10 protein-coding genes are annotated in these 11,719 nt (G+C 71.1%); 7 read left to right on the forward strand and 3 right to left on the reverse strand.

Annotated elements, in window-relative coordinates; genetic code table 11:
* Positions 1-80: 80 nt before the first annotated feature.
* A complete protein-coding gene (locus tag CSIV_RS06085) occupies positions 81-1,730 on the forward strand; it encodes a thiamine pyrophosphate-binding protein (RefSeq protein ID WP_077050498.1) in 1,650 nt (549 codons plus the stop codon).
* 380 nt (positions 1,731-2,110) lie between these two features.
* Here CSIV_RS06085 and CSIV_RS06090 read toward each other — a convergent pair whose 3' ends face one another.
* Positions 2,111-3,493 carry an MFS transporter gene (locus tag CSIV_RS06090; RefSeq protein ID WP_077050499.1) on the reverse strand — a complete coding sequence of 461 codons (1,383 nt, stop codon included), beginning with the start codon at positions 3,491-3,493 and terminating at the stop codon, positions 2,111-2,113.
* Positions 3,494-3,610: 117 nt separating this feature from the next.
* On the opposite strand from CSIV_RS06090, the gene CSIV_RS06095 reads away from it, so the two are divergent.
* From CSIV_RS06095 to CSIV_RS06120, 6 genes are all read left to right on the forward strand, one after another.
* Positions 3,611-5,068: a fumarylacetoacetate hydrolase family protein gene (locus CSIV_RS06095; RefSeq protein ID WP_077050500.1), complete on the forward strand. Its 1,458-nt coding sequence runs from the start codon at positions 3,611-3,613 to the stop codon at positions 5,066-5,068.
* Positions 5,068-5,790, forward strand: coding sequence for a GntR family transcriptional regulator (locus tag CSIV_RS06100; protein WP_077050501.1), 723 nt, complete (start codon positions 5,068-5,070; stop codon positions 5,788-5,790). The genes CSIV_RS06095 and CSIV_RS06100 overlap by 1 nt, the downstream gene beginning before the upstream one ends.
* 44 nt (positions 5,791-5,834) lie before the next feature.
* Positions 5,835-7,331 (forward strand): 5-carboxymethyl-2-hydroxymuconate semialdehyde dehydrogenase, encoded by a 1,497-nt coding sequence (gene hpaE / locus CSIV_RS06105; RefSeq protein ID WP_139340616.1) that lies wholly within the window; start codon positions 5,835-5,837, stop codon positions 7,329-7,331.
* 1 nt (position 7,332) lies between these two features.
* On the forward strand, positions 7,333-8,484 hold the full coding sequence (gene hpaD / locus CSIV_RS06110; protein ID WP_077050503.1) for a 3,4-dihydroxyphenylacetate 2,3-dioxygenase: 1,152 nt from the start codon (positions 7,333-7,335) through the stop codon (positions 8,482-8,484).
* A 95-nt stretch (positions 8,485-8,579) separates the two neighbouring features.
* Entirely contained in the window at positions 8,580-9,365 is a 786-nt protein-coding gene (locus CSIV_RS06115; protein ID WP_077050504.1) for a 2-keto-4-pentenoate hydratase, read from the forward strand.
* Complete coding sequence (locus CSIV_RS06120) at positions 9,350-10,150, forward strand: HpcH/HpaI aldolase family protein (RefSeq protein ID WP_077050505.1); 801 nt, start codon at positions 9,350-9,352, stop codon at positions 10,148-10,150. The genes CSIV_RS06115 and CSIV_RS06120 overlap by 16 nt, the downstream gene beginning before the upstream one ends.
* Before the next feature lie 50 nt (positions 10,151-10,200).
* Here the strand turns inward: CSIV_RS06120 and CSIV_RS06125 are convergent, their stop codons facing one another.
* Together CSIV_RS06125 and CSIV_RS06130 are read right to left on the reverse strand one after the other, a co-directional pair.
* Positions 10,201-10,689: a hypothetical protein gene (locus CSIV_RS06125; protein WP_077050506.1), complete on the reverse strand. Its 489-nt coding sequence runs from the start codon at positions 10,687-10,689 to the stop codon at positions 10,201-10,203.
* A 135-nt stretch (positions 10,690-10,824) separates the two neighbouring features.
* Entirely contained in the window at positions 10,825-11,709 is an 885-nt protein-coding gene (locus tag CSIV_RS06130) for a bifunctional methylenetetrahydrofolate dehydrogenase/methenyltetrahydrofolate cyclohydrolase (RefSeq protein ID WP_077050507.1), read from the reverse strand.
* Positions 11,710-11,719 lie beyond the last annotated feature (10 nt).

An 11,719-nucleotide genomic window follows, 5' to 3' on the forward strand; every position in this document is an offset into this window, starting at 1 on the left:
CTCGAAAAAAGGGCACGTAGCGCAGAAGCGCGAGACACATACGGCATCCATTCCGTCCGTCTCGAAAGGCTTCCTTCGCCATGCCCACCGTCTCCGCGCACGTCGCGCACACCCTCGCCCGCCACATCGACACCGTCTTCGGTGTCATGGGCAACGGCAACGCCTACTTCCTCGACTCCCTCGGACGCGAAACGTCCTCGGGCTTCGTCGCCGTGCGGCACGAAGCCGCCGGGGTCGTCGCCGCCGACGCGCACTACCGCGCGAGCGGCCGGCTCGCCGCGGCCACCGCGACCTACGGCGCCGGGTTCACCAACACGCTGACGGCGCTCGCCGAGGCGGTCCAGGCCCGCACGCCCCTCGTCCTGATCGTCGGTGACGAACCGACCTCGGGCCCGCGGCCGTGGGGAGTCGACCAGATCGCCCTCGCCGCCGGCGTCGGCGCCCGCACGTACACCGTCGGGCACCGCGACGCCGCCGCCACGGTCGTCATCGCGATCGAGCACGCCCTGACGTATCGCCTGCCGGTCGTGCTCGGCATCCCGTACGACGTGGTGACGCGCGACGCGGGCCCGGTCCCGGATGCCTCGGCCCCCCAGGTCACGCCCGAGCACCCTCCCGTGGGGCCGTACGCCGACGGCGTGATCGATCGCATCGTCGACGCCCTCGCGACGGCCGAACGCCCGCTGCTCCTCGGCGGGCGCGGAGCGTGGCTGGCCGGGGCCGGGTCGGTGCTGGGCGAACTCGCGGCCCTGACCGGCGCCCTCACGACCACCACGGCTCTCGGCCGGGGACTCTTCCCCGACTCCGCGCGCGACCTCGGCGTCGCGGGCGGGTTCGGTGCGCCCGGCGCCATGGAGATCGTGCGCGACGCGGACGTGGCCGTGGTGTTCGGCGCCGCCCTCAACCAGTTCACGATGCGCTTCGGCGAGCTCTTCGCCCCCGGGACGCGCGTGTTCCAGATCGACCTCTCCCCCACCGCCACGCACCCGCACGTCGGCGGCTACGTCCGCGGCGACGCGGCCGACGTCGCCGGCGAGATCGTGCAGCGTCTGCGCGTCCGGGGCGGCTCCCCGTCGACGTGGGGCACCGGACTCGACCTCGAAGCCGCCCGCCGCCAGGCTGCGGGCACCGGCGTCGGACCCGACGGCCGGCTCGACCCCCGCACCGCGGCCGCCCGGATCGCCGAGCTGCTGCCCGAGGACCGGGTCGTCGTGTCCGACGGCGGCCACTTCCTCGGCTGGTCGAACATGTACTGGCCCGTGGCCTCCCCCGACCGGATGATGATGGTCGGCACCGCGTACCAATCGATCGGCCTCGGCTTCCCCAGCGTGCCCGGCGCCGCGGTCGCGCGACCGGACTCCACCGTCGTGCTCACCACCGGCGACGGCGGCGGACTCATGGCGATCGCCGACCTCGAGACCGCGATCCGCGTCGCGCGAGGACGCGGAGTCGCCGTCGTGTGGAACGACGCGCAGTACGGCGCCGAGGTCCTCAACTACGGCAAGAAGGGGCTGCACCCCGACCCGATGCTGATCCCCGAGGTCGACTTCGCCGCCGTCGCGCGGGGATTCGGCGCCGAGGGCGTGGTCGTGCGGGATGCCGCCGACCTCGACGCCCTGGCATCCTGGACGGCCCGCGATCCCGAGGACCGGCCGTTCCTCCTGCTGGATCTGCGGGTGAGTGCGGCCGTCGTGGCGCCGTACTGGGAGGAGATCGCCGCGCGCGGCTGAGGCTGCGACCCTCGTCCCCCGTTGTGTTGCTGCCACGGGGGCCGAGGCTGCGACCCCTGTCCCACTTGGTGCTGCCGCGGGCCCGAGGCGGCGACCCATGTCCCACTTGGTGCTGCTGCGGGGCCGCCAGAACCGCACCTCGTGGGACATGATGCGCCACAGGTGGGACGAAGGCCGCCCAGCCCGACGGAAAGGCCCGCCGCACGCCCTGCCGGACCCATGTCCCACTTGGTGCTGCTGCGGGGCCGCCAGAACCGCACCTTGTGGGACATGATGCGCCGCAGGTGGGACATGATCCGCCGCAAGCGGGACGAGGGTCACACCGAACAACGGAAAGGCCCCGCCGCACGCACGGTGCGACGGGGCCGGAGGACCCGGGCTCAGACGTTCGCGAACCCGCGGATCGGGCTCCGCTCCTGCTCGGCCTCGTGGTCGGGGCCGAGGGGGATGCCGCTGCGGTCGCGCAGCAGCAGCGTCGCGACGAGGCCGACAACCGTCATCCCGGCGAGGTACCACGTGACCGACATCGTGGTGCCCGTCGCCTTCACGAGCGCCTCCGCGATCGTCGGGGCGAAGGCACCGCCGAGGATCGCCCCGATGGCGTACGAGATCGAGACCCCCGAGAAGCGGATGGATGCCGGGAACAGCTCGGCGTACAGCGCCGCCTGCGGGCCGTAGGTGAGGCCGAGTCCGACCGTGAGGATCACGAGCGCGAGCGTCAACAGCCCGATGCTCCCGGTGTTCACGAGCGGGAAGAGCAGGAAGACGCCGACGAGCTGCGCGATCCACCCCAGCACGTACGTGTTGCGGCGACCGATCTTGTCGCCGATCCACCCGCCGAGCCACGTGAACGCCAGCCACGACACCGCTGAGAGGGTCACGGCGCCCAGCACGTCGGCGGTGGCGAAACCGATCGGTCCGTCGGGGTTGGTCGCGTAGCGCTGGATGTACCCGCCCGTCGTCATGTAGCCGACGGCGTTGTTGCCGGCGAACACGAGCGCGGCGATGAGGACGAGCAGCGCATGCTTGCGGAACAGCTGCACGATCGGCATCCGCGTCTTCTCCTTGCGCTCGGCGAGCTCGAGGAACACCGGGCTCTCCTCGACCTTCTTGCGCACGTAGTAGCCCACGAGGATCAGCACGAACGACAGCAGGAAGGGCACGCGCCAGCCCCACGCGAAGAACGCATCACCGGGGGCGATCAGGGCCATGAGCGCGAGCATGCCGCTCGCCAGCAGCAGGCCCAGCGGCACGCCGAGCTGCGGGGAGGCGCCGAAGAGGCTCCGCTTGGTCTTGGGCGCGTGCTCGACCGCCATCAGCACCGCGCCGCCCCACTCTCCACCGGCCGAGATGCCCTGCAGCACCCGCAGGAGGATCAGCAGCACCGGGGCCGCGACGCCGATGACCTCGTAGGTGGGGAGCACGCCGATCAGGGTGGTCGAGGCTCCCATGAGGATGAGCGTCAGCATGAGCACGACGCGTCGGCCGTACTTGTCGCCCAGGTGACCGGCGAGGAACGCCCCCAGCGGGCGGAACAGGAAGCTCAGACCCACCGTGAGGAACGACAGGATCTGGGCGATGCCGGGGCCGGCGGGCGCGAAGAAGAGCTGCCCGAACACCAGGCCGGCAGCCGAGGCGTAGAGGAAGAAGTCGTACCACTCGACGGTGGTGCCGACCACGGTGGCGAAGACGACGCGGCGCCGGTCGCCGGTCGTGGAGATGGTGCCGGTGGGCGTGAAGCCCGGGGAAGAGGGGCGGGACATGGGACTCCTTCGTGACGTCGTCGTCGGCCCGCCGGTCTCGCCGTCGACGCCGACGGAGCGAGTTGCGGGAGCGTTTCTGGATCATATACGATTTCGAATACGACGCAAGGGAGCCTCATGACCACCACCGACCCCCGCTTCGCCGTCCTCGGCGCCCGGCCGGGAAAGATCGTCGCGGTCCACCTCTCGTACACCTCGCGGGCCGATCAGCGCGGCCGCCGGCCCGCCGCCCCCTCGTACTTCCTCAAGCCGTCGAGCTCCCTCGCCCCCTCGGGCGCGACGATCGAGCGCCCCTCCGGCACCGAACTCCTCGCGTTCGAGGGAGAGATCGCCCTCGTCATCGGCGAGCCCGCCCGATGGGTGACCCCGGATGCCGCGTGGAACCACGTGGCATCCCTCACCGCCGCGAACGACTTCGGACTGTACGATCTGCGCGCGAACGACAAGGGCTCGAACGTCCGCTCGAAAGGCGGGGACGGCTACACCCCGCTCGGTCCCGCTCTGATCGACGCCCGCTCCGTCGACCCGCACGCGCTGCGGCTGCGCACGTGGGTCAACGGCGACCTCGTGCAGGACGACTCCACCGCGGGCCTCCTGTTCCCCCTCGCGCAGATCGTCGCCGACCTGTCTCAGCACTTCACGCTCGAGACCGGCGACGTCATCCTCACCGGCACGCCCGCGGGATCGTCGGTGGTCGTGCCCGGCGATGTCGTCGAAGTGCAGGTGGATGCCGGCATCCATTCGACCGGCCGGCTCCGCACTCCCGTGACCCAGGGCGCGCACTCGTTCGATGCCGCGGTCGGGTCCCTCCCCGCGGTGGACGACACGCAGCGCCTCGAGGCGTGGGGTTCGGCCGAGGCTGCGGGCTCGGCGCCCTCCTCCGCCCTCCCGCCGGAACTGCGCGCGAAGCTCGAACGCGTCCCGGTCGCCGGCCTCAGCGCGCAGCTGCGCAAGCGCGGCCTGAACGACGTGACGATCGACGGGGTGCACGCCCTCACCCCCGGGAGCCGCTTCGTCGGCACCGCGCGGACGCTCCGCTTCCTCCCGCACCGCGAAGACCTCTTCGCCGCGCGCGGCGGCGGCTACAACGCCCAGAAGCGCGCGTTCGACGCGGTCGACGCGGGCGAGGTCATCGTGATCGAGGCGCGCGGCGAGACGGGGTCCGGCACCCTGGGCGACATCCTCGCGCTCCGCGCCCACGCGCGCGGTGCGGCGGCGATCGTCACCGACGGCGGCGTACGGGATGCCGAGGCCGTCGCCGCGGTCGGCATCCCGGTGTTCACCGCGGGTCCCCACCCCGCGGTGCTCGGCCGGAGGCACGTCCCGTGGGAGACCGGCGTCGCCGTCGGCTGCGGCGGCACCACCGTCGAGCCGGGCGACATCCTCGTGGGCGACGGCGACGGCGTGATCGTGATCCCCCCGCACCTCGCCGAGGAGGTCGCCGACGCCGCCCTCGCGCAAGAGGCCGAGGACGCATGGATCGCCCGCCAGGTGGCATCCGGTCATCCCGTCGACGGACTGTTCCCCCTGAACGCGCAGTGGCGCGCCCGCTACGAGGCCGAGAGGAACGCCTGATGGATGCCACGACCCCCGCCGCCACGACCCCGGCGAGCGCGCAGCCGGCGAGCGCGCAGAGCAAGTCGCAGCAGGCGTACCACTGGATCAAGGAACGCATCGCGGCGCAGGAGTTCACCCCCGGCTACCGGCTGGTGCTCGGCACGATCGCCGGCGACCTCGACATGAGCGTCGTGCCGGTGCGCGAGGCGATCCGTCAGCTCGAGGCCGAAGGGCTCGTGACGTTCGAGCGCAACGTCGGCGCGCGGGTGTCGATGGTCGACGACTCGCAGTATCGCTTCAGCATGCAGTCGCTGAGCATCCTCGAGGGCGCGGCGACCGCGCTGTCGGCGCGGGCCCTCACGACCGACGACGTCCGCCGCGCGCGCCGCATCAACGAGCTCATGGTCGAGACCCTCGACCACTTCGACCCGCGGGCGTTCACCGCGCTGAACCAGGAGTTCCACGCGACCCTGTTCGAGAAGTGCGCGAACCCCCGAATGCTCGACCTCGTCCGTGCGGAGTGGGCGCGCCTCGGGCACCTGCGCGACTCCACCTTCAGCTTCGTGCCCGGTCGCGCGGCCGAGTCGGTCCGCGAGCACGAGAACATCCTCGTGCTCATCGAGAACGGCGCCCCGCTCGCCGAGATCGAGAAGACCGCCCGCCGCCACCGATCGGCCACGCTCGACGCCTACCTCATCCACGAGCACCCCGACGAGTCGCTCGGGCTTCCCGCTTTCTGAACCGGATGCCACCGGCATCCCTCCCCTCCATCGAAGGAGCACCCATGACCCGCCGCACCCCGGCAGACCTGCCCGCGCGCATCCGGCACTACATCGGCGGCAGCTTCGTCGACTCGATCGACGGCGACGAGTTCGACGTGCTCGACCCGGTGACCAATGAGACGTACGTCCGCGCCGCCGCGGGCAAGAAGGCCGATGTCGACGCCGCCGTCGCCGCCGCCCGCGCGGCGTTCACCGAAGGCCCGTGGCCGCGCATGCTGCCCCGCGAGCGTTCGCGCGTGCTGCACCGCATCGCCGACCTCGTCGAGTCGCGCGACGCTCGCCTGGCGGAGCTGGAGTCCTTCGACTCGGGCCTGCCGATCACCCAGGCACTCGGGCAGGCGCGGCGCGCGGCCGAGAACTTCCGTTTCTTCGCCGACCTGATCGTCGCGCAGACGGACGACGCGTTCAAGGTTCCGGGCCGCCAGCTCAACTACGTCAACCGCAAGCCGATCGGTGTCGCCGGACTCATCACGCCGTGGAACACGCCGTTCATGCTCGAGTCGTGGAAGCTCGCCCCGGCGCTCGCCACGGGCAACACGGTCGTGCTGAAGCCCGCCGAGTTCACGCCGCTGTCGGCGTCGCTCTGGGCCGGGATCTTCGAGGAGGCCGGGCTCCCCGAGGGCGTGTTCAACCTCGTCAACGGCCTCGGCGAGGACGCCGGCGACGCGCTCGTGAAGCACCCCGACGTGCCGCTCATCTCGTTCACCGGCGAGAGCTCGACCGGGCAGCTGATCTTCGCCAACGCGGCACCCTTCCTGAAGGGCCTGTCGATGGAGCTCGGCGGCAAGAGCCCGGCGATCGTCTTCGCGGATGCCGACCTGGATGCCGCCATCGACGCGACGATCTTCGGCGTCTTCTCGCTCAACGGCGAGCGCTGCACCGCCGGCAGCCGCATCCTCGTCCAGCGGGACATCTACGACGAGTTCGTCGCGCGCTACGCCGCCCAGGCCGACCGGGTGAAGGTCGGCTTCCCCGACGACCCCGCGACGGAGGTCGGTGCGCTCGTGCACCCCGAGCACTACGCGAAGGTGATGTCGTACGTCGAACTCGGCAAGACCGAGGGGCGCCTGGTCGCCGGCGGCGGCCGGCCCGACGACTTCCCCGAGGGCAACTTCGTCCGCCCCACCGTGTTCGTCGACGTCGCCCCCGACGCCCGCATCTTCCAGGAGGAGATCTTCGGCCCGGTCGTCGCGATCACGCCGTTCGACACCGACGCGGAGGCCCTGGCGCTCGCGAACGACACGAAGTACGGCCTCGCCGCCTACGTCTGGACCAACGACCTGAAGCGCGCGCACCTGTTCGCACAGAACGTCGAGGCCGGCATGGTGTGGCTCAACTCCAACAACGTCCGCGACCTCCGCACCCCGTTCGGCGGGGTGAAGGCCTCGGGCCTCGGACACGAGGGCGGCTACCGCTCGATCGACTTCTACACCGACCAGCAGGCCGTGCACATCACGCTCGGCCCCGCCCACAACCCCACCTTCGGCAAGGGAGCCTGAGATGACCGACCGCAGCCAGATGACCCGCACCTCGTCGGGATTCTTCGTGTCGCAGGAGGCGCCGATCCAGGCGGAGAACCCCGTCCCCACCCCCACCTCTCCCGCGCCCGACATCCTCCGGTGCGCCTACATGGAGCTTGTCGTCACCGACCTCGCGGCATCCCGGGAGTTCTACGTCGACGTGCTCGGTCTGCACGTGACGGAGGAGGACGCGGACGCGATCTACCTTCGCTCGACCGAGGAGTTCATCCACCACAATCTCGTGCTGCGTCGCGGCGAGATCGCCGCCGTCGCCGCGTTCTCGTACCGCGTGCGCTCCGCCGAGGACCTCGACAAGGCCGTCGTGTTCTACGAGGAGCTCGGCTGCGACGTCCGCCGTGAGCCGAACGGCTTCACGAAGGGCATCGGCGACTCGGTGCGCGTGGTCGACCCGCTCGGATTCCCGTACGAGTTCTTCTTCGACACCGAGCACCAGGAGCGCCTGTCGTGGCGCTACGACCTGCACTCCCCCGGCGAGCTCGTGCGCCTGGACCACTTCAACCAGATCACCCCCGACGTCCCCCGCGCGGTGAACTTCATGCAGGCGTTGGGCTTCCGCGTCACCGAAGACATCCAGGACGAGGAGGGCACGGTGTACGCCGCGTGGATGCGGCGCAAGCCCACCGTGCACGACACCGCGATGACCGGCGGCGACGGCCCGCGCATGCACCACGTGTGCTTCGCGACGCACGAGAAGCACAACATCCTCGCCATCTGCGACAAGCTCGGCGCCCTCCGGCGATCGGATGCCATCGAGCGCGGCCCCGGCCGCCACGGCGTCTCGAACGCGTTCTACCTGTACCTGCGCGACCCCGACGGCCACCGCGTCGAGGTGTACACGCAGGACTACTACACCGGCGACCCCGACAACCCCGTCATCACGTGGGACGTGCACGACAACCAGCGCCGCGACTGGTGGGGCAACCCCGTCGTCCCCTCCTGGTACACCGACGGTTCGCTGGTGCTCGACCTCGACGGCATCCCGCAGCCGGTGCGTGCGCGCACGGACTCGAGCGAGATGGCCGTGACGATCGGCGCTGACGGCTTCTCCTACACGCGCGCGCCCGACGCGGCCCCCGCCCCCGCCGAGTTCAAACTCGGCAACCAGCTGTAACCCCCCCTCGCGTGAGTCGCCAGTATTTGTCGCCTGAGCACCCCTCTAGGCGACGAATCTTGGCGACTCACGCGCCGCCACGACGGAGGAGACGCATGCTCAACGAGCAGCAGATCGACGACATCGCAGAGGAGCTCGCCGAAGCCGGGCGGACGCACTCGGTGATCCCGCGCATCACGGCACGGTACCCGGATGCCACGGTCGAGGACTCGTACGCGATCCAGGGCCGCTGGCGCGATACGCAGGTCGCCGCCGGCCGCACGCTCGTCGGGCGCAAGATCGGCCTTACCTCGAAGGCGATGCAGCAGGCGACGGGGATCACCGAGCCGGACTACGGCGTCATGTTCGACGACACCGTGTACCGCACGGGCGACGAGATCCCCGTGGACCACTTCTCGAACGTCCGCATCGAGGTCGAGCTCGCGTTCGTGCTGAAGACACCGCTCGAGGGCCCCGACTGCACGCGGGAGGACGCCCTCGCGGCGATCGACTACGCCGTTCCCGCGCTCGAGGTGCTCAACTCCCACATCGAGCTCGAGGGCCGCACGATCGTCGACACGATCAGCGACAACGCCGCCTACGGCGCGATGGTGCTCGGGGACGTGCGCAAGCGTCCCGACGAGATCGACCTGCGGTGGGTGCCGGGCGTCCTCAGCCGCAACGGCGAGATCGAGGAGACCGGGGTCGCCGCGGGAGTCCTCGGCCACCCCGCGACCGGTGTCGCGTGGCTCGCGAACAAGTTCCACCAGCACGGCGCGCGCCTGGAGGCGGGCGAGATCATCCTGGCAGGATCGTTCACGCGCCCGATGTGGGTGTCGCGCGGTGACGACGTGTCGTGCGACTACGGACCGATGGGAACGATCACGTGCCGCTTCGTCTGACCCCCACCTTCCGCGCCGCCCTCGCGGCATCCGATCGCCCGCTCGCCGGCATGTGGGTGTGCGCCGGCAGCACGGTGGCGACCGAGATCGCCGCGGGCTCGGGCCTGGACTGGTTGCTGGTCGACATGGAGCACAGCGCGCTGTCGCTCGAGTCGGTGCTCGCGCAGCTGCAGACCGCGGCCGGATACCCTGTGACTCCCGTTGTGCGGGTGCCGTGGAACGATCCGGTGCTCATCAAGCAGGTGCTCGACATCGGCGCGCAGAACATCATCGTCCCGATGGTCGGCTCGGCCGAGGAAGCCCGCGCCGCCGTCGCGGCGACCCGGTACCCGCCGGCCGGGATCCGCGGCGTCGGCAGCGCGCTGGCCCGCAGCGCCCGGTGGAACCGCGTCGACGACTACCTCCGCGACGCCGCCGAGCACGTCTCCGTGACGGTGCAGATCGAGACCGCGGCCGGCGTCGAGGCCGCGGCGGAGATCGCGGCCGTCGAGGGGGTGGATGCCGTCTTCGTCGGCCCCTCCGACCTGTCGGCGTCCATGGGGCTGCTGGGCCAGCAGTCGCACCCCGACGTCGTCGCCGCGGTGCACCGGGTCTTCGCCGCGGCGCACGCGGCCGGCACCCCGGTCGGGGTCAACGCGTTCGACCCCGCCGTCGCCGAGGCATACCTCGACGCGGGCGCGGACTTCGTCGCGGTCGGCGCCGATGTGGCCCTGCTCGCCCGCGCGTCGGAGGCGTTGGCGGCCCGGTTCGTCGCCGCCCGCACGGAGTCCCGGGACAGCTACTGAGCGCACGCGAAGGGGGCCGGACGATTGCGTCCGGCCCCCTTCGTCACGAGTCAGTCCTCGTCGTCGTCCTCATCGTCCTCGTCGTCCTCACCGACGATCTCGATGTCCTCGACCTCGAGCTCGGGCGTGAGCTGCACGTGCACGAGCGCGTCGGGGAACGACGTCGCCCCGGCGAAGACCACGATGATCGCGTCGGCGAAGACGCCGACGCCCACGGCCTCGAGGTCGGTGCGCAGGTCGATCTCGCTGTCGACCTCGTCGTCCTCGAGCGCGTCCTCGATCTCGGTCGCGACCTCGTCGACGATCGCGCGCCAGCGGTCCTCGCTCACCGAGAGGATGTCGGACAGCGACGTGAGGATCGCGTCGACGTCGGGGTCGTCGACGTCGTCGATCTCGGGGTCGAGGTCGACCTCGACCTCGACGCCCGCGGCATCCAGGTGGGCCAGACCCACGACGGTGTCCTCGTCGATGGTCGGCTCGTCGAGCAGGCCGCTCTCGGTGACGCGGCGGAGGAGGTCGTTCAGCACGGACTCAGTCATGGATGAACTCTGACACGTCTCGCGGGTCACCGCCTCCCGGTTGCGCGTGGCGCTCCGTCTGTTCAGTCGGCGTGGGTGCGCGGTTCACCGTTCGGGTGCGTGCCGGGCTCCGGAGAACGGGCGAGGTCCGGCGGTTCAGAGACCGGCCGCGCGCTCCGCGGCCTCGACGACGTTCGTCATCAGCAGAGCCACGGTCATCGGCCCGACCCCGCCCGGGTTGGGCGAGACGAACCCTGCGACCTCGGCGACGTCCGGGTGCACGTCCCCGTAGACACGCGACTTCCCCGTCTCGGGGTCGGTCTCGCGCGTGACACCCACGTCGAGAACCGCGGCACCCGGCTTGACGTCCTCGGCGCGCACGATGTGCCGCACGCCGGCGGCCGCGACGATGACGTCGGCCTCGCGCAGGTGCTTCGCGAGGTCGACGGTGCCGGTGTGCGTGAGGGCCACGGTGGCGTTGATCTCGCGACGGGTGAGCAGCAGCCCGATGGAGCGGCCGATCGTGACACCGCGCCCGACGACGACGACCTCCTTGCCCGTGAGGTCGTAGTCGTTGCGCAGCAGCAGCTCGATGACCCCGCGCGGCGTGCACGGCAGCGGCGTGGTGATCGGGGCGTTGACGTTGAGTACCAGACGGCCGAGGTTCGTGGGGTGAAGTCCGTCGGCATCCTTCGCCGGATCGATGCGCTCGAGGATCGCATCGGTGTCGAGGTGCTTCGGCAGCGGGAGCTGCACGATGTAGCCGTGACAGGCCGGGTCGGCGTTGAGGCCGTCGATGACCGCCTCGACCTCCTCCTGCGTGGACTCGGCGGGCAGCTCGACCTGGATCGAGTTCATGCCGATCGCCTCGGACTGCTTGTGCTTCATCCCGACGTACAGCTGCGACGCGGGGTCGGCGCCGACGAGCACGGTGGCGATGCCGGGCACGATCCCGCGCTCGCGCAGGGCCGCGACCCGTTCGGCGAGCTCGGTCTTGATCGCCGCCGCAGCGGCCTTGCCGTCGAGAATCGTCGCCGTCATGGCATCCCTC

This window comes from Microbacterium sp. CSI-V (assembly GCF_001984105.1).
Taxonomy (GTDB): Bacteria; Actinomycetota; Actinomycetes; order Actinomycetales; family Microbacteriaceae; genus Microbacterium.